The 23495-nt window shown below is 38.8% G+C and carries 20 protein-coding genes and 2 pseudogenes; 20 read left to right on the forward strand and 2 right to left on the reverse strand.

Annotated elements, in window-relative coordinates:
* The first annotated feature begins 9 nt into the window (after positions 1 to 9).
* The 13 genes from AAEY94_RS11475 (at position 10) to AAEY94_RS11535 (ending at position 13706) form a co-directional block, all read left to right on the forward strand.
* Positions 10 to 360, forward strand: a complete 351-nt coding sequence (locus tag AAEY94_RS11475; protein WP_037425971.1) for a cupredoxin domain-containing protein — start codon at positions 10 to 12, stop codon at positions 358 to 360.
* A 212-nt stretch (positions 361 to 572) separates the two neighbouring features.
* Positions 573 to 938, forward strand: a complete 366-nt coding sequence (locus tag AAEY94_RS11480; RefSeq protein WP_123884662.1) for a cation transporter — start codon at positions 573 to 575, stop codon at positions 936 to 938.
* 171 nt (positions 939 to 1109) lie between these two features.
* Entirely contained in the window at positions 1110 to 1496 is a 387-nt protein-coding gene (locus tag AAEY94_RS11485) for a hypothetical protein (RefSeq protein ID WP_182723859.1), read from the forward strand.
* Positions 1497 to 1619: 123 nt separating this feature from the next.
* Positions 1620 to 3053, forward strand: coding sequence for a TolC family protein (locus AAEY94_RS11490; RefSeq protein ID WP_123884664.1), 1434 nt, complete (start codon positions 1620 to 1622; stop codon positions 3051 to 3053).
* A complete protein-coding gene (locus AAEY94_RS11495) occupies positions 3050 to 4588 on the forward strand; it encodes an efflux RND transporter periplasmic adaptor subunit (protein ID WP_102036990.1) in 1539 nt (512 codons plus the stop codon). Before AAEY94_RS11490 ends, AAEY94_RS11495 begins: the two co-directional genes overlap by 4 nt.
* Before the next feature lie 2 nt (positions 4589 to 4590).
* Positions 4591 to 7722, forward strand: coding sequence for an efflux RND transporter permease subunit (locus tag AAEY94_RS11500; RefSeq protein ID WP_123884666.1), 3132 nt, complete (start codon positions 4591 to 4593; stop codon positions 7720 to 7722).
* A gap of 191 nt (positions 7723 to 7913) precedes the next feature.
* On the forward strand, positions 7914 to 8288 hold the full coding sequence (locus AAEY94_RS11505; protein ID WP_220492622.1) for a hypothetical protein: 375 nt from the start codon (positions 7914 to 7916) through the stop codon (positions 8286 to 8288).
* A 137-nt stretch (positions 8289 to 8425) separates the two neighbouring features.
* On the forward strand, positions 8426 to 8941 hold the full coding sequence (locus AAEY94_RS11510) for a DUF411 domain-containing protein (protein ID WP_182723858.1): 516 nt from the start codon (positions 8426 to 8428) through the stop codon (positions 8939 to 8941).
* Positions 8938 to 11001, forward strand: coding sequence for a copper resistance system multicopper oxidase (locus AAEY94_RS11515; RefSeq protein WP_182723857.1), 2064 nt, complete (start codon positions 8938 to 8940; stop codon positions 10999 to 11001). Before AAEY94_RS11510 ends, AAEY94_RS11515 begins: the two co-directional genes overlap by 4 nt.
* 11 nt (positions 11002 to 11012) lie before the next feature.
* Positions 11013 to 11726 (forward strand): copper resistance protein B, encoded by a 714-nt coding sequence (locus AAEY94_RS11520; RefSeq protein WP_102036661.1) that lies wholly within the window; start codon positions 11013 to 11015, stop codon positions 11724 to 11726.
* A 115-nt stretch (positions 11727 to 11841) separates the two neighbouring features.
* Complete coding sequence (locus AAEY94_RS11525; RefSeq protein WP_124018400.1) at positions 11842 to 12264, forward strand: copper resistance CopC family protein; 423 nt, start codon at positions 11842 to 11844, stop codon at positions 12262 to 12264.
* A gap of 14 nt (positions 12265 to 12278) precedes the next feature.
* Positions 12279 to 13187 (forward strand): CopD family protein, encoded by a 909-nt coding sequence (locus AAEY94_RS11530; protein WP_182723856.1) that lies wholly within the window; start codon positions 12279 to 12281, stop codon positions 13185 to 13187.
* A 75-nt stretch (positions 13188 to 13262) separates the two neighbouring features.
* Positions 13263 to 13706: a YybH family protein gene (locus AAEY94_RS11535; protein ID WP_124018413.1), complete on the forward strand. Its 444-nt coding sequence runs from the start codon at positions 13263 to 13265 to the stop codon at positions 13704 to 13706.
* Between the two features lie 182 nt (positions 13707 to 13888).
* Here AAEY94_RS11535 and AAEY94_RS11540 read toward each other — a convergent pair whose 3' ends face one another.
* A complete protein-coding gene (locus AAEY94_RS11540) occupies positions 13889 to 14440 on the reverse strand; it encodes a CueP family metal-binding protein (protein WP_182723855.1) in 552 nt (183 codons plus the stop codon).
* 428 nt (positions 14441 to 14868) lie between these two features.
* Between AAEY94_RS11540 and AAEY94_RS11545 the strand changes: the two genes are divergently transcribed.
* From AAEY94_RS11545 to AAEY94_RS11570, 6 genes and pseudogenes are all read left to right on the forward strand, one after another.
* On the forward strand, positions 14869 to 16050 hold the full coding sequence (locus AAEY94_RS11545; RefSeq protein ID WP_102036767.1) for an OprD family outer membrane porin: 1182 nt from the start codon (positions 14869 to 14871) through the stop codon (positions 16048 to 16050).
* A gap of 568 nt (positions 16051 to 16618) precedes the next feature.
* Positions 16619 to 16933 (forward strand): hypothetical protein, encoded by a 315-nt coding sequence (locus tag AAEY94_RS11550; RefSeq protein ID WP_102036766.1) that lies wholly within the window; start codon positions 16619 to 16621, stop codon positions 16931 to 16933.
* A 770-nt stretch (positions 16934 to 17703) separates the two neighbouring features.
* Positions 17704 to 18285, forward strand: coding sequence for a KwaA family protein (locus tag AAEY94_RS11555; protein WP_102036765.1), 582 nt, complete (start codon positions 17704 to 17706; stop codon positions 18283 to 18285).
* A complete protein-coding gene (locus tag AAEY94_RS11560; RefSeq protein WP_102036764.1) occupies positions 18282 to 19196 on the forward strand; it encodes a DUF4868 domain-containing protein in 915 nt (304 codons plus the stop codon). Before AAEY94_RS11555 ends, AAEY94_RS11560 begins: the two co-directional genes overlap by 4 nt.
* An 80-nt stretch (positions 19197 to 19276) precedes the next feature.
* The gene (locus AAEY94_RS11565; RefSeq protein ID WP_350978886.1) at positions 19277 to 20059 is read left to right on the forward strand and encodes an HNH endonuclease signature motif containing protein; all 783 of its coding nucleotides are present in this window, start codon (positions 19277 to 19279) and stop codon (positions 20057 to 20059) included.
* 150 nt (positions 20060 to 20209) lie between these two features.
* Positions 20210 to 20368: pseudogene (locus AAEY94_RS11570) on the forward strand (IS3 family transposase); the annotation flags it as partial.
* Between the two features lie 1005 nt (positions 20369 to 21373).
* Here AAEY94_RS11570 and AAEY94_RS11575 read toward each other — a convergent pair.
* Positions 21374 to 21625 (reverse strand): hypothetical protein, encoded by a 252-nt coding sequence (locus tag AAEY94_RS11575; RefSeq protein WP_102036839.1) that lies wholly within the window; start codon positions 21623 to 21625, stop codon positions 21374 to 21376.
* A gap of 398 nt (positions 21626 to 22023) precedes the next feature.
* Here AAEY94_RS11575 and AAEY94_RS11580 point away from each other — a divergent pair.
* Positions 22024 to 22799: pseudogene (locus tag AAEY94_RS11580) on the forward strand (DUF4113 domain-containing protein); the annotation flags it as partial.
* Positions 22800 to 23495 lie beyond the last annotated feature (696 nt).

Here is a 23495-nt window from a genome sequence, read left to right on the forward strand (position 1 = left end):
AGCTTCAATATGTTAATTAATTTACTGTGTATCGCATTAATCGGTTTTATCATTTGGTGGTTTTGGCTATATAAACCGACAAAAGATTCTAGTGTTGACGCTAGTACATTGATACTGGTTAAAGACGGTGTGTATACGCCTGCACGAATTAAAATTTCGGCTAATACACCAACAGAGATAACTTTTTTACGCCAAGATAAATCCGGATGTTCAGCCACAGTCCTGCTACCCGACTTGGAGATTAGCCAGGATTTAGCGCTGGATAAGCCCACGACGATATCATTACCGGCTCTGGAAAAGGGGGAGTATCCATTTCATTGTCAGATGCAAATGTATAAAGGTGTATTGATTGTTGAGTAAACACTAGATATCCATGCGTATTTTTCAATATGTTGGTATCAATGATGAAGATAATAGCAGTATTAAAATGAGCCTTTTTGAACTTTGTAATCAATATCTTAATTCTAACCTAAGCTGTTTACGGTCTAGGTTAGAAAATTGGCCATTTTTTGTTAATTACTTTTTACCTAAATCATCAGAAAAATGATGAGTTAATGATTAAGAGAGACATTATGAGTGATTTTGAACATAGACCGGGCGTTAAAGAAGCCACTTTAGTTGTCAGAAACCTAAGATTAACTGGAGTAGATAATCAAAATTTAGAAGCATTAAAGACTGAGATAGACAAACTGTTTGGCATAGAAGAAGTGATTTATAATGACAAATCGGGATCTATTTATCTAACCTATGATGCCAGCCATATCAATTTAGAAGGTATTGAAGCGGTTATCAGAAAGCATGGTGCTAATATTCATAACGATTGGTGGACTCATGTGAAGGAAAGTTACTACCAATTTGTGGATCAAAACATCAAAGATAATGCAAATCATCAACCACATAGTTGCCACAAACCCCCACCAGGATCCAAGATAAGTTAAGACAATTAGATGTTAATTTTTATCGATACTGACTATCTTTTAGTAAGAGCATTCGAAGTGTGATCTATGTCAAGTATCAGTAGTTTAAAGTAAAAAAACACTACAGTTAACTAGGATGATTTAGTCAAGTTGAGTTAACATTAATAGCACTAATTATATTGGAGTTTTATCTTGAGTCGTATGCGAATTATCACAGTGATGCTTATCTTGATGACATTTGTCAGTCAAGCTTTTGCGTCTGTGATTTTGCCATGCCCCTCTGATATGAATTCAATGTTAAGTAAATCAAATCCAGTGAATACCGCTGCGACTAACGCTTGCCATCACCAATTAACATCAGATGCTGATGCCGTTAAAACATCTACCGCTGACATTCCTGATTGTTGTGATAATCAATGTGATTGTCCGATAGGTACTTGTTTTTCAATTGCCCTTGAAATGAAAATTGTCCAATCAGTAACCATCTCAAGTTTGAGTAGTTTTATATCTGGTTTGACTCAAAATACGACTCCGCAATATAACTCTTCTTTATATCGTCCTCCAATATTTTCTTGTTAGATAGGAAAGGCTTGATCAATTTTTGATCGTCTTCCTGTTCATTTATCTTTTTTAAAATAAATTAACAAGATATTACCTTTGTTCGAATTCAATTCGAGCATTGGTGATTAATTTGGAGGCTTTATGTCTTTAATTTACAAGAAATTGGGTGAAATTTACACTCAATATATTCTAATAGTAGTGATGTCCTTTATTGGTATTAGCGCTGCGGTATATGCGGCAGAACCAGTACAGACATTATCACTGGAAGAAGCAGTTTATCTCTCTCAATCAAACGATCCCTGGTTAGTCAGTAATCAATTTCAACAAGATGCTATTAAATCTGAGAGTATCGCGGCAGGAACTTTACCAGATCCAAAAATCAGTGTTGGTTTAGCTAATTTGTCCATAAACACTTTTGATTTTGGACAAGAAGCAATGACTCAAATGAAAATTGGTGTCACTCAAATGTTTCCCCGTGGGGATAGCTTAAGTTTACGCCAACAACAACTTGAGTTAACGGCTGAACAATATCCTTTCTTAAGACAAGATAGACGAGCAAAGTTAAGTGTCACCACAGCTCAAATTTGGTTTGATGTATATAAAGCGCAAGAGAGCATTGCACTGATTGAGCGCAATCGGAACTTATTTGAACAACTATCAGATGTTGTTAAAGCTGGGTATTCATCTGCTTTAGTTAAATCTAATCAGCAGGATATTATTCGTGCTCAGTTAGAGGTGACCCGTCTTGAAGATAAGCTGACCGTTTTGGCCCAGCAAGAAGATATGTTTAAACAGAAATTATCTGAATGGGTTGGTAAGGCATTTGTTGATGAATATCGAATAGGTCATGAACAAGATTATGAGCTGTTATTTTCGACGTTTACCGTCCCTAATATACTTCCTCAAATTAAACTAACGAATCCTAATCTTTATTTCGATGAGGAAAAAAGCCAACATTACCAACAGTCTCTGTATGAAGCGTTCTCTGTTCATCCACTCATTTCAGCATTGGAGCAAAGAATTGAGTCAAGCCGAAAAGGTGTCGAGTTAAAAAAGCAATTGTATAAGCCAGAATGGGGTGTAAATGCTGGATACAGTTATCGAGGCAATGATCCTATGGGTAATTCTCGCGATGATTTGCTATCAATTGGTGTGAGTTTTGATTTACCAATATTTACTTCGTCAAAACAAGACAAGCAAGTTCAAGCCGCTATTTATCAATCGGAATCAATTAAAACGGAAAAGTGGTTACTGCTTCGAAACATGATGGCGTCATACGGTACTGCGAAAGCGCAACTTCTTAAATTGGAACAACGTCAGACACTCTATAACGATTTTTTATTACCTCAAATGCAAGATCAAGCAGATGCGTCGCTAACGGCTTACACAAATGATAAGGGTGATTTCGCTGAAGTCGTACGTTCCCTCATTGCTCAATTAAATACTCAATTAGATGCTTTGGCCATTAACGTTGATTTACAGAAAGTTAAAGTTCAATTGAACTATTTTTTTACCCCTAAAGTGGGCCCAGTTAGCATCTCACATAAATCTTATGTTGATGGAGAAGTAAAATGAACAGCAATTTGAAAATGATCAGCATATTAGTTATCGGTATTCTTACTGGTATTAGTGCATCAATCCTATATACACCACAGAATCAAGTAGTTTCAGAGGACAAAGCAAAAGCTAAGCCATCATATTGGGTCGCACCTATGAATCCTAATTTTCGTAGCGATAAACCCGGGAAATCACCCATGGGTATGGACATGATACCAGTGTACGAAGATGCAGCTGGCTCGACAGATTTTGGACCGGGTGCAATTTCAATTTCACCCGCTGTGATTAATAAACTGGGTGTTCGCACAACTCAAGTCACTTTAGGAACACTACAAAATAATATTAAAACAGTGGGTTATGTCCAGTATGATCAAGACCACCTTATTCATATTAATCCAAGAGTTGAAGGATGGATTGAAGAACTTTATGTCAAAGCTTCTGGTGATCCGGTCGTTAAAGGGCAACCAATATATTCAATTTACTCTCCAGCTTTAGTTAATGCACAAGAGGAAATGTTATTAGCTTTAAATCGAAAAGATCAGCGTTTGATTACTGCATCTGAAGAACGATTGAAAGCGCTATTAATACCAAACGCGGAGATTAAAGCGCTACGTAAGAATAGAACGGTCAAACAAAATATTACATTTTATGCCCCTCAAAGTGGTGTTATTGATAATTTGAATATACGGGAAGGATCGTTTGTTAAACCGGGTATGACAATGTTTTCAATTGCTTCATTATCACAAGTATGGGTCGAAGCCGAGGTTTTTGAACGCCAAGCTAATATGGTTAAAGTTGGCCAAGCTGTTGAAATGAAATTAGATTACCTGCCTGGTCAATTTTGGCAGGGCAAAGTAGATTACGTCTATCCGACATTAGACAGTAAAACAAGAACGCTAAAAGTGAGATTGCGTTTCGATAATACCAATGCGGCATTAAAGCCAAATATGTTTGCACAAGTGTCGATAAAAACACGAAGTGAAGAGGACGTATTACTGTTACCAAGGGAGGCAGTTATTAGAACAGGAAACTCTGATCGAGTTGTACTTGCCCTCGGTGAAGGTAAATATAAATCTGTAGCGGTAACGTTAGGGCGATTAGATGGTGACAGCATTCAAATAGAATCAGGGCTGTACGAGGGAGATATTGTAGTCTCGTCTGCACAATTTTTATTGGATTCTGAATCAAATAAAACCTCTGATCTTAAACGTATGACAGCACCAGAAGATGAGCAAGAAAATATTCAAGCCATCACATCAGAAACCGCTTGGGTAGAAGCAAAAGTAAATAGTTTAATGGCTGCACATCGAATGATTAATGTGGACCATCAAGCTGTCAGTGAATGGGAATGGCCACAAATGACCATGGACTTTACTGTTGATGACAGTGTGGATTTCTCTGTATTTACCGTTGGTGCTGTGCTTCATATTGAATTAGAAAAAACATCAGATGGCGCGGTCAAAGTGGTAAATATACACAATCCCAAAACCACGGATGATGTTTCTAACACAACACATCAAGCTGATCATTCAGGAATGGAGTTGGGAGAATAGTCATGATTGAATCAATTATACGTTGGTCTGTTGCGAACAGATTTTTTGTCTTGCTTGCCAGTGCCATTCTCGTCGGCGCGGGTTTATTTTCTCTTAAAAATACCCCTATTGATGCTTTGCCTGATTTATCTGACGTTCAGGTAATCATTAAAACAAGTTATCCAGGTCAAGCCCCTCAAGTGGTTGAAGATCAAGTCACTTATCCATTGACGACGGCTATGCTGTCTGTGCCAGGAGCAGTAACGGTCAGGGGCTTCTCATTTTTTGGTGATTCATATGTCTATGTCATCTTCGATGAAGAAACCGATTTATATTGGGCTCGTAGTCGTGTGTTGGAGTACCTCAGTCAAGTCGTTTCAACGTTACCGGATAATGCAAAACCTCAATTAGGCCCTGATGCAACAGGAGTGGGCTGGGTATATTTATATGCACTCGTCGATAGAACAGGTAAGCACGATATTAGTGAGTTACGCAGTCTACAGGACTGGTTTTTAAAGTATGAATTACAAACTGTCCCAGGCGTGTCTGAAGTGAGTGCTCTAGGTGGGATGGTCAAACAGTATCAGATTAAGGTAGACCCTGATAAATTGCGTGCCTTTGGAATACCTTTAACGGCTATTCAAATGGCGATTAACCGCGGTAATCAAGAGATTGGTGCCTCAGTTGTCGAAATCGCTGAAGCAGAATATATGGTTCGCACAACAGGGTATCTTGAGAATAAGGAAGATATAGGCAATATCCCTTTAGGCGTTAACAATAATGGCACCCCATTACTGTTAAAAGATGTTGCGGATATAGGGACTGGACCGCAAATGCGCCGAGGTGTAGTCGATCTCAATGGTGAAGGTGAGACGGTTGGCGGCATTATTGTGATGCGATTTGGTGAAAATGCACAAAAGACTATTGATGGCGTTAAAGCTAAATTAGAGACATTGAAGAAAGGCCTTCCTGAGGGCGTGGAAGTGGTGACCGTTTACGATCGCAGTGGTTTGATTGAGAGAGCCGTATCAAACTTAGGGTTTAAACTGTTAGAGGAATTTTTAGTCGTTGCTTTAGTCTGTATGGTCTTTTTGGCGCATGTAAGATCTTCGCTTGTGGCGATCGTTAGTTTGCCTGTAGGGATTCTAAGCGCTTTTACTATCATGCACTTGCAGGGTTTAAATGCCAATATCATGTCTTTAGGTGGTATTGCTATTGCAATTGGTGCCATGGTCGATGGTGCCATCGTCATGATTGAAAATATGCATAAACATATGGAACGAACGCCATTGACGCCTGAAAACCGTTGGCAGATCGTTGCGCGATCTGCCAGCGAAGTTGGCCCTGCATTATTTTTTAGTCTACTGATTATTACTGTTAGTTTTTTACCGGTATTTACCCTCGAAGCACAGGAGGGAAGGATGTTTTCACCACTTGCATTTACTAAAACTTACGCAATGGCTGCATCGGCAGCGTTAGCTATTACCTTAGTACCAGTGCTAATGGGATACTTTATTCGGGGAAAAGTGCTTCCTGAACACAAAAACCCCGTTAATCGATTGTTAACTGCTGTATATATGCCAGTGTTGAAAAAAGTACTGGCTTTCCCGAAGATAACCCTCCTATTTGCGTTATTTGTGTTGGCAATTGGTGTGTGGCCGCTAAATAAAATTGGTAGTGAGTTTATGCCTCCATTAGATGAAGGCGATCTAATGTATATGCCGACCACTTACCCTGGTATTTCTATTGGTAAAGCTCGCCAATTAGTGCAACAAATGGATAAGTTAATTTACACAGTACCCGAGGTTAAAACCGTATTTGGCAAGGTTGGCCGAGCAGACTCTGCAACGGATCCTGCACCTCTAACAATGGTGGAAACGTTTATTCAGCTTAAGCCCAAAAGTGAGTGGAGAGAAGGCCTGACGACTGAGAGTTTAAAACAAGAATTAGACTCATTAGTAAAGTTACCCGGTGTGACGAACGCATGGGTAATGCCAATTAAAACCCGAATTGACATGTTAGCGACAGGGATCAAAACGCCTGTAGGCATTAAAATTGCTGGCCCTAGTCTCAATGAAATTGAGCAAATAGGTAAACAATTAGAGGAAATCCTAAAAAATGTTGAAGGGACTGCGTCAGTTTATGCTGAGAGGGTTGCAGGTGGTCGATATATCAAAGTTGATATCCAAAGGGAAAATGCAGCCCGGTATGGTTTAAATATAGCGGATGTTCAACAAGTTGTGGCTACAGCGATCGGTGGTATGAATATTTCACAAACAGTTGAAGGCTTAGAACGATATCCAATTAATTTACGCTATCCTCAGGATTATCGAAATTCTCCTGAAGCATTAGCTTTATTGCCTATCGTCACTCCGCAAGGTTTGAGGATTTCTTTAGGGGATGTAGCGGATATCGTTATCGAAAATGGACCACCAGGCATTAAAAGTGAAAATGCTCGCCTTAATGGTTGGGCTTATATCGATATTGAAGATGTCGATATCGGTAGTTATGTTGAAATAGCCCAAAAAGTTGTGAATGATAAATTGGTATTACCTGCCGGTTACTCTATTACCTGGGCTGGTCAATATGAGTATATGGAAAGAGCTAAAGCGAAGCTTACTTACGTAGTACCATTTACTTTATTTATTATCATTATTTTATTGTTCATGAATTTCCGCAATGTTGTTGAAGTAGGAATTATTGTGGGTACATTGCCTTTTGCCATGGTGGGTAGTATCTGGTTAATGTATATACAAGGTTTCAATTTTTCAGTTGCTGTAGGGGTAGGTTTTATAGCATTGGCGGGTGTCGCTGTCGAAATTGGCGTCATTATGCTTGTCTATTTAAACCAAGCCTATAGAGAAGCGATTGATCATAGTTCACAGCAGCTAGAAAAATTTGATGAACTAAAGTTGACTCAATCTGTTATTCAAGGTGCAGGTATGCGCGTACGTCCTGTAATGATGACCGCAGCAGCAATCATAGCTGGATTATTACCTATCCTTTATGGTACTGGAACAGGTTCCGAGGTGATGAGTCGAATTGCTGCGCCAATGGTAGGCGGAATGGTCAGTGCAATAATACTGACACTATTAATTGTTCCTGTTGTGTTCTTTTTATGGCGTCGTACTCAATTGAGACATGAGGAACGATAGTGTTGAGTTGATTAAAAAAACGATGCAGATAAAACTATCTGCATCGTTATATTTTTATATTTAATTAATTTTAATTATAGTTATTTGAATGACGATCTAATAACTATCTAATGTAATATGTTTAATAAAATATTCATTGCTAAACTAAGCTTTTCTTATTATCATTAATTTGTAATCATTGGAGATATATTTTGCGTAGAGTCCATTTAATCATGATGTTTGTTTTACTGACGTTTGTCGGTCAAACTTTTGCGTCTGTGATTATGCCTGGTACTATGCCAATGAGTTCAATGACGACTTCAAATATGCCTGCTGAAAATGGCAAAGCATGTCATGACGCTAGCATGCAAATGAATATGAACATGGATATGAACGATGGTGCGGATGATAGTTGCTGCGCCCAAGCGTGCCATTGTCCTGTCGGCTCATGTTTATCCGTCGCTTTAACGATGGCAATGCCAACGCTTAAATCAGAAGTCAGCTTAGTTAATTCTGCAACAATGTTTACCTCAGCACTAATGCCTCAGTATTTTTCATCTTTATACCGTCCTCCAATATTTGCCTAACATAGGCACAGTTACGCCTTTTTTTTGCTAACTGTCCTAGCCAATCATGTAGTTTCAATTTTTTAACTTTTTCGGTTAATAAACTGACATTAAACCGCGTTGTTTAATGTGACGAAATTTGATTTGGAGGCAATATTATGTCTGCTCTATATCGCAATTCTATTCGTTTTTTTCGTGTCATAGGTACTATTTTTATTCTGCAAATTATGGGAGGGATGTTACCTGCCCATGCAGCGGATCCCGGCACTACGGCGCCATTACTCACTGTTTATAAAGATGCCAATTGTGGCTGTTGTGAGAAATGGCTTACTCATATTAGTGAGCGTGGATTTAATGTTGATGCCCACAATATTAACAACCTTTATGAGTTTAAACAGTCAAAGGGTATTCCTGCTTCAATGCAATCTTGCCATACCGCAGTGTCATCTCAAGGTTATGTGTTTGAAGGGCATATCCCTGCAAAATTCATTAGTCGTTTTTTAGCCACCCCCCCTAAAGATGCTATCGGCCTAACCGTACCCGCTATGCCTGTGGGCAGCCCTGGTATGGAGTACCAAGATAAATTTATGCCATACCAAGTCTTACTGTTGAATAATGATGGCAGTAGCCAGGTTTACGCCCAAGTGAACTCGCTTGAGGAGTCTGTGCAATGAAATCTCAATACATGATAAAACCCATGATTCAAACGACAAACAGTGAACTCAACAACAGCCGACGCCGGTTTGTGTTTGGTGCATCCGCCATGTTGGCATTGATGTCGATCCCTTTCCCTAAAAATGCCTTTGCCAATGCGTTAAGCCAATCGTTGAGCCAGCTTTCTGGCAAAGTGTTCGACTTATCAATTGACTATAAAATGGTTAATTTTACCGGGAAATCTGCTCGAGCGACTGTGGTCAACCAATTACTGCCCGCGCCGTTATTACGTTGGAAAGAAGGTGAAACAGTTACCTTAAGAGTAAAAAATAATCTCGACCATGATAGTTCTATTCACTGGCACGGTATTATTTTACCCACCGAAATGGACGGTGTGCCTGGCTTTAGCTTTGATGGTATTAAACCCGGTGAAACATTTGAGTATCAATTTACCGTCCAGCAAAGTGGCACATATTGGTATCACAGTCATTCAGGCTATCAAGAACAAACCGGTTTATTCGGTGCTATTGTGATTGATCCTGCGACTCCCGATCCGGTCATATATGACCGTGACTATGTGATCATGCTGTCTGATTGGTCTGACGAAGCCCCTGAAAACATTTATGCCAAATTAAAGAAACAAGCTGACTACTATAATTACCGTGAGCGTACGGTAATGGATTTTTTCTCTGACGTGAATAAAAATGGCTTAGCCAATACGTGGAACGCTCGTTCGATGTGGAATAACGCGCGCATGAGTGACAGAGACATATCTGATGTTACGGGTTCAACTTACACCTATTTAATGAATGGCAATCCTCCGCAACAGGGCTGGCAAGGATTGTTTGAACAAGGTGAGAAGGTGCGTTTACGCTTTATAAATAGTTCTGCTATGACCATATTTGATGTGCGTATACCGGGTCTCAAAATGAGTGTTGTTGCCAGTGATGGTCAGAACATTCAACCTGTATCTGTGGATGAATTTCGAATAGGTGTTGCTGAAACCTATGATGTGGTTATTGAGCCAGAGGTTGATAATGCCTACTGTATTTTTGCTCAGAGTATCGACCGCACCGGCTTTACGGTAGGTAACCTTACCTCAGATGCCAGTTTACATGCTCCTATTCCCCCAATGGATCCAAGGCCTGTCCTTGGCCACAGTGATATGGGCATGGATATGAGTGACATGGATATGAGCGGTATGGATCATAGCAAAATGGACATGGGTGGCGGTGATATGTCAGGCATGGATCATAGCAAGATGGCTATGGGCGGCGGTGATATGTCAAGCATGGATCATGGCAAAATGGCTATGAGTGGCGGTGATATGCCTGGCATGGACCACAGCAAGATGGCTATGGACGGCGGTGATATGCCTGGCATGGATCACAGCAAGATGGCTATGGGTGGCGGTGATATGCCTGGCATGGATCACAGCAAAATGGCCATGGACGGCGGTGATATGCCTGGCATGGATCACAGCAAGATGACCATGGACGCTACGAAAGCGACAGTCTCAGGACTAGGGCTTGCAGGCTTTGGCAGTAACAATGAAATTAAGCACATTGACACCGAGTTCGGCCCACAAGTGGATATGCGTGCCGATGCGCCAAAAAGTGGTTTACACGATCCCGGGATTGGGCTGCGTGACCATCAACAGCAATTCAATCGCAAAGTATTAACCTATGGTGATATTAAAGGCTTACATCCTACCTATGACACACGCCAACCTAGCCGCGAAATTCAACTGCATTTAACCGGCAATATGAACCGATATATGTGGTCTGTGAATGGGGTGAAATTTATGGACGCCGCGCCATTAGAGTTTGAATACGGAGAAAGACTGCGGATCACCTTGGTGAACGACACGATGATGACTCACCCTATGCATTTGCATGGTATGTGGAGTGAGTTAGAGACAGGCGATGCTGATTTTATTCCCCGTAAGCACACGGTATTAGTTCAGCCGGGCTCTAAGATCAGTTACTTAGTCACCGCCGATGCAAAAGGGCAATGGGCATATCATTGCCACTTGTTATTCCACATGCCAGGCATGTTCAGAAAAGTCGTGGTGAAATAAGGGGAATACAGATGAATAAAACGAATTTAATGGCCTTGGGACTGTTGAGTCTGAGCGCCACATTGACTAGCTCAGCTGTGTTTGCCGGCGGTAATGATGACCCTCTATTAACAAAAGTCATGCTGGATCAATTTGAAAAAGGCGTGGATCCGCAAGATCCTACCCAGTTTAGTGCACAAGCCTGGTTAGGTTACGATTTGAATAAGTTGTGGCTTAAAACTGAAGGTGAATATTCAAATAGTGATAAGCAAGATCTTGAAATTCAGGCTCTTTACAGTAAGCCCATCGCACCATACTGGGATGTACAATTCGGTATTAAAACCGATATCAAACCGACTCCGAACCGTAATTGGGCTGTGATTGGGGTTCAAGGGTTAGCGCCATATTTTTTTGATATTGACGCGGCTTTATTCATCGGTGAACAAGGCCGTACGGCTATGCGTTTGAGTGCAGAATATGAACTGTTAATCACTCAAAAGTGGATATTAACACCTGAAGTAGAAGTTAATTTATTTGGTAAGGACGATGCTGAACTTGGAATAGGCTCAGGCTTATCTGACGTGAGTGCTGGGCTGCGATTGAGATACGAGATTGTTCGAGAGTTCGCACCCTATATCGGTGTGGATTGGCGTCAGAAGCTCGGTAATACCGCCGATTACGCCCGAAGTGAAGGGGAAGATACACAAGAAACCCAGTTTGTTATTGGTTTTAGCGCGTGGTTCTAAGATCTCGTTCGTACACTGAGTTATAAGCTTGGCGCCAAGATGTTAGCTAAGCCAATATTTAATCATTTATGTAAACCGTTTTTCGATCGTTAAAAACAATATAAAAGGAAATATCATGAAATTATTTAACAACGTTTTAGTCGTAACAAGTCTATTCCTGAGTGCTTCAGCATTTGCTCATGTCGGACTGGGCAGCTCTATGCCCGCTAACGGTGCCATGCTAAGTCAAGCCCCAACAACGCTTGAACTGACCTTTACGGCTCCGGTACGTTTGGTCAAATTAACAATGCAAGATGAGAAGCAGCAAAGCGTACCGCTAACATTACCTTCAAGTGCGACCAGCCAAGCAGCATTTTCATTCGCTCTACCAGCATTAAGCGCAGCTAATTACACGGTTAACTGGATGATCATGGGTGATGACGGTCATAAGATGAAAGGCAACATGAGCTTTATGCTTCACGACTCTGGCATGAACACTCGCAGTGCACCGCCTATGACAATGGAGCATGAGACTAGCGAGCACACTGCACATCAATAAGTGGATGAGTAAACATGATATTAACCGTATTTGAAATATCGGTGTTGATATCTAAATGGGTTATCTATCTAAGCGTTGCCGCCGTTATTGGCGGCACATTGATGCAATATCTCATTAAGGGTCAACCGAACCTTGGTATTAGCGTTGCAAAATATATCGGCCTAGGTGCCGTGTTGGGATTGATTGCCGTTAGTATCAATTATTTTGCTCAAGTAGGGGCTTTTGCTGAAAACGGCTTGATGGGAATATTCGATGCGCAGATGCATGCTTTTCTGTGGCCAACCCAGGTAGGACAAACGGTGCTTTGGCGCTTAATCGGCTTTGGGTTAATGCTAGTGGCTAGTGGTTTACTGTTACATAAGAACCGCTATATCAAAACGTTTTCTGCGATATTAGCGATTCTCAGCTGTCTGTTAATTGCTGTCACGTTTACTTTTATTGGCCACAGCACTGAACTGGGATTGCTTGCTCAAGGCTTAATATTGATACACGTGTTGATCATTGGCAGTTGGATAGGCGCTTTTTATCCATTATGGAAATTATGCAGCACCGATGACCACAGTGATGACAACATCGTCATAAAAAATGTCATGGATACATTTGGTCGTTTAGGCATAGTGATTGTCATTCTAGTGTTGCTTTCAGGCATGGGAATGGTGTGGATGTTGTTTGATAGTCCCACAGAATTATTCAGTTCCAATTATGGTATTGCGGTCACCATCAAGCTCTGTTTGGTGGCTATCATTTTACTTATAGCAGCATGGCATAAATTGGTTTTAGTACCGAAATTAACGATTGCGAACCCATCACTCGCAAAACAAAAACTACAAAAATCGATTGGATTAGAAGCATTAATAGCAGTACTGATATTAGCGACAACAGCGGTACTTTCGAGCGTGCTAGGTCCTATGAGCCTTGGATAATCACTATAAATTAACAGAGAGATAAAAATGAATAATAGCCCTTTAGCAATACTCATAACCACCGGGATATTACTGATGTCCGCAGGACAAAGCTCATTGAGCTTCGCCCATGGTGATGAAACTCACCCTATAGAACAAAAAGCGTTTATCGGTGTTGATTCCGCCGCGGGTAATGTTGTCAAACAATTTCATGCTGCATTACAAACGGGCAATGAGGCTATTGTCAGGCAGTCATTAGCAGCCAATGTGCAAATTTATGAAGGTGGAAAAGTAGAACGTTCACTTACGGATTATGCCAATCATCACATGCTTGCAGATATGGCCTACTTAAAAGGGTTAACCATAACGCCAAAAGAACACCAAATAACGATTACAGGTGACATTGCTATTTCAACGTCAATAAGTCACGCCCAAGGTGAATATAAAGGTAAAAGTATTGACTCAATGACCATGGAAACGCTTGTGTTAATTAAACAAGCGGATGGTCATTGGAAAATAACCCACGTGCACTGGTCGTAACTAATAAAAGTTTCATCAACCAGATAAGGGATTATCTTGAGCTTCTTTGTAGGTGCTCCCAAGAAAACCACAAAGACTCGGATCATGTTAATGCATGATATTTTATGGAAAAGGATTTCCATTTTTTTATATAAAAAAAGACCGGAATAACTCCAGTCTTATTTTGATTTTGCATTCAAATATTAACTTTCAATAAGTCGCATAGTAGTAATACAAGTTCTATCGTTATTAAAAGTAGACAGTACCTCTCTCGCCACTCTTTCGCTTCCGTCTTTTGCTTTAAGATAAATATTGAATGCTAAATTTTTATTTTTTGGAACCCAAAAGTCTATAAATCCATCACGTTGTGTCGTCACTTTTTTGTCTATTAATGTTTCACCTGTATCAGTATCAATCATGACAACTTTCATTACTTGATTTTTTATCTCACCGGTACAACCTGTTAAAACATGATTAGTACATGGATGAGAGCTATTAATGTACGGAGCTATTGAAAGAAAGAATTGATCTTTTGGTATTGCTACAGAACTACTTTTACCATCTGAGAAAGTTGCAACTATTCTATTGGGTAAAACTTTTATCATTATCCCTTCATTATTTTTGTATAGTGTATGTGCTGTTGTAACAGCACTCTTATAGTCTAAGTTTTTAAACGTTTCTGAATTTATTGTTGTGGCATATGATTGACTTGAAAATGCAATTATAAGTCCTAATAGAATATTTTTTTTAATCATGATATGAATCTTCCTATGTTGTTTTTTTGTGAGATAATATATTTTGTTTAAATGTGTTTATCTATTTTTATTGTAATGTTTGTAGTTTATTTTATATTGATCGAATTAACGTTATTGATATTAATTTAATATTTTTTGTTATTTTAAATCTTTGCTTTAAGTGCTTTTTTATATTTTTTCCACCTAGGTTTTTAACTTTGGTTTTAAACCTATGTCTTATTTTAATTTGTTATTTTTGTGGGTTTAATATTTTTTGTTGTGAAATAGATCACTGTTAAAAATTTTTTTATTTGTATTATTGATTGGATTTGTAATTTATTTGTTTATCTTCGGTTTTTATTTTACTCAATATAGTTTCTTGTTTGTAACTTAACGTTAATAAGGTTTATATGTTTAAATATAATAAATATTTTTTGGTGCTATTAGCAATGAGTAATAATGCATTCTCTAATGGTGATATTGAAAATTTTTCTGAATGGATACACAATGGTAATGTTGGAGGTACAGCGAAATCGTACTATTTCGAACAAGATTTTGACGATTCAAATGCAGAGAATAGCTCGATTTGGGTGAATGGTGGTAATGTTACTTTTAATACATCAGAGTTTAATGGGTTTAAATTGGGAGGAGAAGTACAGGGATCATACGTTAGTAACATCAATGATGATGATGATAGAACTGCGGGCAGTATAAACGCACAAGGTCTTGTATTATCAGAAGCCTTTTTGAAATATCAGTTTGGTGGTACGGTGTTTTCTGGAGGTAGACAACACTTTTCATCACCCTTGATCGCTAACTCAGGTTCAAGATTGATAAAAGAGTCTTTTGAAATGTATCAGGTATCTTCAAGTCATTTTGAGGATACTGATATTTCGATTGGTTATGTGACTAAATATCAGACTCGAACAGATAAATCATTTTATGTTGATAATGAATTTGTTGATTTTGATTATAATGGTTCTGGTTCCCCTGGCGACTTTTATAAGATAGGCAATGATGGCGTCTTTTACGCACAAGTTAATAAACGGATAGCTAAAAAAGTTAAAATTAACTCACAGTACGCAAATGTAATAAATGAAGTCCAAGCACTCTATGCGGATGTAGAATATACATTGCCAACTAACTTTAACAGTTATATTGCGGTGCAGTACTACAAAACTAAGTGGGATAAAAATGAACTAGTTGATAATGATCTTTTGGGCTTTAAAGTAGGTTTCAGCCAGGGGGGAGTAGATTTTTTCGCTGGTTATACATTAGCTGGAGGAAATGAAGGAGAAAATAGAGTTTTTAGAGGCATAGGTCAAGGAGCTTATTATCAGTTTACTGCAACTACTAAAACTGCGGGGGTTGCTGCATTTGAAGCGGGCACAAATTCGTATCAACTGGGGTTAGGTTCTACTATCTCTAATGTTAAAGGTAAATTATTTTATACATCTTTTGACAATCCCATAGTTGGAAAAGATTTAAATGAATGGACGGTTAATCTTGCATATCAATTTGATGGTAAACTAGCTAATTGCGGTATATCAGTTGATTTTTCAATCTTGGATTATGAAAATAATCAAAAAGATGCTACTGATTTAAGGACAAAATTCTCTTATAGCTTTTAGCGGTTATAATTTATTGCGAACTTTATTTTTGATAAAGGTTAATTCCCTATCAATGTTATTTTAATTGTAAATCCAGGCCGTCTTAAACTGCTTGGGTTTATAATTTTACATGATAAAATACCTCTAGATGATTAAAGTTGATCAAAAACATGTCAGTTGATAATTGTCTCAATATCTACTTTTACAAACAACCTCCAATAGAGTGTATTTTAGAACTAAGTAAATTAAATCACAAACCGACGGATATTTTACAATTTTTTTACATCACTAGCAGTAGTGGCTAAGAAATATCGGCTGCTACTTTATAAGACTACTGTAGAGGTTAAATTACGTTTGTAACTCAAACTTGTTTTTGCCCCTTTCCGTGTCAGAGCAGTAACCCCTTCATATATTACTCATCGAATTTTTCCATACCTGAAATAATAAATCAGGCAAGAATCCATGCCTGATCATATGACGGGGTAGACGTCCATATATGGCACGGTTAATTTAACTATGAGAAGGATTGGCGTTCAGATATCATTCGAGGCTTGAAATCACGTGGCTAGCATAACAAAGGAACAATCAATTGAGCGTAAAAGAAACCTTAGATGTTTGTCAGATATTCATCGAGACAGAGAATTCTGGTGCTGCCATTCTCACTTCATACCTAGCACCAGTAGCGATTGTGTTATCAGCATTTATTGCTGCTTTAGTTGCAACTTCGAGTAGCAAAAGAACACACCTATTGGATAAAAAAAGAGATGTAATTCTTGAGATTACAAGTGAAATAGCCAACTTACGCATGTATGTAGTAGAGAAAGTGCTTATAAAATCACAAGAATATAATGAAGAATACGCACTGCACGTCAGAAGGGAAATGCTTGAAATTACAAAAAATTAGTTCTAGCAACGGATAAATTTTATGTAATAAGCTCAGACTCGAATAGTGCTCGATTAGAAAAGCTATATTTTCAGCTTATTGAAAAATTGTGGGAAGGAATAGATTATCACTACAACCCAACAGAAAATATAATACCAATTGATTACCTATGTAGTTTCAATGATTTAAGGGCTGACGTAATAGAGGTGCTTAACAACGAATTGAATGACTCTAATAAGACTTTAAAGACTTTCAAAAGCGCAATTAAAGCTACAAATACCTCAGCCACTAAGATGTTCAAAACCAGAAAGTAAGACAACAGATGTATAGCAGGATGGTGATCTGCAGTCACATAAAACGTGACCGTTTTCAGGCGTAACGCTCTGCTAGCATCAAACCGACGGTTTAATAATTCCTGACTATGGATCGCACTATACAAATGTTGAACTAAGCCGCTGCGCGGAGCCAAGTTCTGGCTCAACCGAGTGTATTTACCTCATTGAATCAGTTAGACTTAAAAAAGATGTGATGGAACACAATAATGACAAGGGAATTTCAATGAAACACGTGCAAATCAAACCATATATTCAGTTCAAAACTGCTCTGCAGCTCAGAGCTAGCATCAAAAAAAGCAAATTTCTATAACATAAAGCGTACCAATTAACCTGGACTCGACATCGGCTAAGTCCAAAAAGCGGTTTGTGCCATGCAACCAGCGCAACGCACAAATACTAAAACGTTAGGCGTTCAGACCAGCTATATCGCGGAGAATACACAAGTGGTTAATAATCATGCAATTTAGATTGCTGTCAGGTTTCATCATATTTATTGGCTCGTATTTACCGTTGGCCCTGATTCTTGCTGTGCAAGATATACCTATTTCATGGTGGAGTAGGTCATTTTGCGATCTTTCAGACATAGGGAGCTGTTCATTTAATCCCTTTAGCAACCCATATCTTTCTTTGGCCTTCATTTTAGTTACGTGTGTTTCAGTTATCATTTCAAACTTTTCTTTAAAGAAAATATCTTTCCCATTTGAAGGTGAAGTGAAAAGCTCGAAAACAATTCCAAACGATATTATTAATTACGTATTTCCCTATGTCGTTTCATTTATGGGAATAAGTTATGACGCTCCAGAAAAGCTACTAGGTTTTTCTGTGTTTCTATTTTGGATGTTTGCCATTACTTACAAGTCAGGGCAAATAATAATGAACCCTCTTTTGTTAATGTTTGGCTGGAAGTTGTACGAAGCAAAAATTCAAATAAACGGACAGGAACGCGATGTCAGAGTATTGAAAAAAGGCGTATTGACTCCAGGATACTACCAATTCCAATCTATTCAAGATTTCTATATTACAAGGGGCTGCCAATGACATCTGACTTTCAACAACTAAAATCATTTGATTTTTCTAGTTCAATACCACATTTATGGGTTTTTAAGGATAGCGCTTCAGCGGCAAGATTCAGAACTTTTTATGTTCAAACTGAAAATGAATTAAACAGTCAAATAAAAGGGTTTGTTGAAATAGAGATTGCAAGAATTACGGAGCATGCACCTTATTCATATATTGCACAGACAAATGAAAGTAGCTGCCTCACTATCGAACAAAATACGACTGATTTTAATAAGTTGAAAACACTTATAGATCGTTTGGAATCTGAGCATAGAATTGATGATAGTAAAGATCTCAAAGGTGCCAAAGGTTATGTTGTAAAATTTATTTCAAATGGCATTACTGTTTATGCTGTAAAGAGATCCACTTCAACATGGAAAACTTCGTACCCCAAAAAATATATAAATATGGTGTTTTCTAATGGGGAGCTCGCTGGAGTTGAAGATAATAGTTTTTCAATTGAGAAAAATTTTGATTTCTATGTAATTAACAACACCATATTTATAGCAAACAAACGTGGATTTGAATCATCAATGCAGCATCGCGAAGCATATGTTGAAGCATTTACCCAGTTACAAGCCTCACCTTCATTTAGTGGATTGTTCACCGACATTTCGGTAATTATTGAATATGTAGGTTCTAATTCAATACAGCTACGACGAATGGGCGTGATTGAAGAGAAAGGGATTTACAATAATCCGAATTTTATACCTAACCTAATGCGTGTTAACACATCTAGAAGCTGGGGTATTAATTTTGATTCCACAAGCAATACTATTGTTCCTTGTTCTGAAACTGCAAGGACTATCCTTCAAGTCCTTTTAGATCATCGCTTAATGAGTGAAATTACAGATAATATCTATGATGTCCCGGATGCAACTGAAGTTTAGGGGATAGTCTAACAAGTCAAAGCACTCGGATGCAGCGGAGCTGCGCCGGTGTTTGCAGCGTTAGGTTCGAGGGAGATATAGTGCCAAAAAATAGAAAAGCAATCACGCCTGATGTTTCAGCTGAAATTCTTTTCACGTCAGACCGGACGTGTTGTGTTTGCCGAGAAAGGGGGAAGCGAGTTCAGATACATCATATAGATGAAAATCCAAGCAATAACACTATCAGCAATTTGTCGGTACTGTGCTTTGATTGTCATGATGAAACCCAGATAAGAGGTGGGTTTGGAAAGCACTTAACCGCCCCATTGGTAACGAAGTATCGTGATGAGTGGCTTTTGCGTGTGAAACAACGACGAGATGAAGCAGATACTTTTGCTGTAAGTAAAATGGCAGGAGCAATTATATTGAATACCTCTAAAGAAAATTTAATTCCTCCAATTAGTAGCTTGTATTCATATCTAGACTCAATACCCGATATAAAAACTGAGCTGCTCGCCAAAGCTCAACCAGAATGGGACTCTGGTGTAACTGCGACAATGAACCAGGCATCATATGACTACATTGATGGGCTGCAAGGGGTGTTAGTTGGGCTGTCAAAGTTCTACTCTACAAAAGCATTTGACGATCAGGAACCGCACGAGTTTTTTTCAGAAATTATATCTTCACGCTTCCGCTGGCATCGCAGTCATTCAGAACCTGCCGGCCCAGGCACTGGCGGAACTATAATAGGAACTATATGTGGTGGCTCCGTCTCATCTGATGTAGAGAAAATGGTAGAAGATATGGTGTCATCGCTTATAGGTTATAGTGATGATTACAGCTGGAAACATTGGAAACGGCGGTGGGAAAACAAAGCAACCTAACAAATCGCTCAAGCACCGCCACTTCGTGGCTGGACAGTTTATAAGTTGCCGCTTAGCTCGGCGTTAATCCATAGAAATTTTAATCCGAAACTCACCAGTTAGAGTTAGGAATCTAGCTCGCTTTTGTCCATTTTCAAGTTAGCGTGGCCGAGACATGATGGTCTTGATGTTGGAATACTGGCGAAGCGAAAAGCGTTGTATCAGACAAAAAGAAATTAACATCTAGAGCTATGGTCAAAAGAAGAGCAAAACTGGCAGCCAATAAACGCTGTGGCGTTAAATCCAGAGCAACATAAAGAAGCTGCTTAACAATTTAGGCGACAACTGTCTTGAAAAACGCCGTTAACCGCATAAGGTAATGCTCTGCTAATTCTGGTCTAGAAAAATTCCAATCACTCATTGTTACCTCTAATTACACGCAATTATCTAACTCATGTATAATTATACGCAAGACAGGTAAATATGTGTAATTTGATTTACGTGTTTATTCCTGTTCAATTAATTATTGTCTGAAGGCGAAGGTGACAAATGATATTCTCACTATCGCTTCCCACCTTGGAATAGTGGTTCGCCCATCAAGACTTACATGCACATCGAAAACCCCAAAATTCCATTTAGGATGAATAGGTTAGGCCTATCCTACCACCCTTAAATCTTTATAATTTACTGATTTTGTTGATCTTTTTTGTAACCCATACACATTTGAGACTGAAAGCAGTCAACAACACCGAATTTGAGACCGACTTGTCTGAGGTTCAAAGAGGAATAGTCTTCTGCAATAAAATAAGGTTTTGATAACAAATTAGGATCTACAAGCAATTCTGAATACTGGTCCACGAGTTGCGAAGCAGTGGCCCATTGTGGGCGGAATATGCAATTAAGAGTGGCTCCTAACGTCTGGTTTTCTTGTCCTCCCGTTGGGCTATCTGTTTAAGGGGTTGTGCCATACAAAAAGTAATTTAACAATAACTAAATTAGAGTATCACCGGCACGGTTCTGTCCTGTCCAAAAGTGAGTTTGCCAAGCTATAAAGTTGAGAGTGTTTTTCACTGACCACTAGAGTTCTTTCCTGTCTCTATAGGAAGTCAAATGAGTCTAAATGTAGACTTCACCAATGACGTCTACAACTTAATGACCAAAGAAAATTATTGATTATTAAATCCATGAAAAACGAAAAACATGTATTCAAAAAGAATAAATCAATGACTTACGCTATGTTTTTCGTTTTCACATGGATCTAATCTCGAATTATTTCGCAACTTATAGAATAACTATTAACTCTTAATAAATATTGGAATTTACATTCGCTCTAACTTAAGCATTCCCACCCAATTCAGTCCCTTTTATGTACTCGATAAACGCCTTTGCATGCCCACCTTCGCAAACAGATAGGGCTGTGATATTACCGAATGCGGGTATTGGTTTATTGTTAAACCAAAATATGACCTTGTCAGGCTCCTCTGCCCAACTGAGCAATACAGGGAAGAGATAAGCTTGTTCTTCAATTGTAAAAAAACACTCTAGATTCTCTTTTAGTTGTTCATAAGAAGCTTGTATATAAGTCATCAGTTATGCCCTTAATGGTTAAATAAAATCCTAAGTAAGCCTATGTTTTTGATGGTATTTATTCAATTTAAAACTAGTGGGACACCTGACTTTCAGGTTTTTACATCAAACGTCTAAGCATTTTGAAGGTAAGAATATTTATGTACAAGAATTGTGTCTGAATTTATATGGTTAAGTGTCTGGCAGATAATGAGTTTAATATCAGATTATTTTAAAGCATTCTTGTTGAACCATTTCAAATTCTGGTTTTGGAATATGGATAACCTCGTCGTCACTACCGTTCAATATAACATTAAAAATCTCCCGTACATTGAGTTGAAACGGCTCAAGCATCTGTTCGATGCTCAGTTATCTAAAGACTTAGTTGGTAAAACAATTGCTGAACGAGAAAATTGAACGGTGTCTGCTTCATTAGTAATGAAGCAGGAGCGTATAGCAATCTTAAAACAACTAAGTGTCAGTGATGTTTGGGGGACTGGACGGCGTATTAGCAAGAAACTAGAGCTAATGAATATTCATTCGGCATTTCAATTAGCCTCTATGCCGCCTATTTTGGCAAGAAAGCAGTTTAATATTGAGATTGAACGTACGGTTCGTGAGCTCAACGGACAAGCGTGTAAAGTATTGGATGAAGAAAGGGCAGATAAAAAGCAGATCTTCTCAACCAGAAGCGTTGGAGAGCACATAACTGATTATGAATCGCTATTACAAGCATTGGGTAAACATGTCTGTATTGCAGCAGCTAACAGCACGCAAACAAGTCTCAAACTTCAAAACCATGCTGGTTTTTGCCAGTAACTCACAGCATTATGAGCGTCCTGTCAGCTATAAAGTTGTAGTGCATTTCCCCAGCCCGACGAGTTGTACTGTCGATCTCACTAAAGGAATGAGTGGTGCCGCAGTTCAGTTATTACGTGACGGTGTGCGTTATTATCTAATCGGTATTGGAGTTATCGATTTAGTCAGTGATAAGCGCAACCAGCTCGATTTATTTAACCCTCCTACTGCAAATCCTCTACGGATGCTTTCCTTAGACAACATTAATCAACGTTATGGCCGTGATACCTTATTTTTAGCAGCACAAGGAGTTGAGCATAATTGGGCCATGCTCCGTGATTCCCCTACCCCTCAGTACACGACTAGTTGGGGCTGTTTACCTAATATTAAGTGCTAAAAATTTTAGTTAAGTGGCAGGATAATATTCTTAATTTTTGCGCTGTTGATTGTTGGCTGAAGCTAAAATCGTTATATGTAACGGTTTCATGAAAGAAGATATGGCGACTAAAAATGATTAAATTTAAAGATCGACAGCTTGCTTTAAATGATCAAGCCCAAAAGTGAATGATCAATCAAACTATTTTGATCATAAGCTCTAAAACTGCATGACTTAACCTGTTAAACGCAGCCAGCTACCTAGGCCTTAATACTAAAAATCATGAGTTGCTCTCTTCGAAGAATACCAATGATGAGTGGTATTTCTCGAAGACTGAGTGCGTGAGATAGTAGTGGAAGACACTTCGAAAAGTTTTATTGGCTATCGAGTTGAGGTAACTTCCAGATGTACCGGCCTTTCATTTTGTACCTATCAACCCAAGTATTGTCTTGCTGCCAGAAGATTCTCCGTTTGATACGACTTCCGCTGACGGTATATCAAGGCTGAACTATGCAATTGTCACTGATAGCAGATCAGCCTATTGGTGCCATGATATAAATCGGCTGATCAAACTCCCCGCTTAAATCAGGGGTTCTACACCGGAACCCCAGAAAATTCCGTCACTAAAGCTAATGACCATCTGATTTGTATGATATTGAATAAATTACGGGTCATGTGACAGTTTTTAACGTCAAAATCGTCGTTTATGCTTTGTCA

The sequence above is a fragment of the Shewanella sp. AC34-MNA-CIBAN-0136 genome (assembly GCF_040309945.1).
Taxonomy (GTDB): domain Bacteria; phylum Pseudomonadota; class Gammaproteobacteria; order Enterobacterales; family Shewanellaceae; genus Shewanella.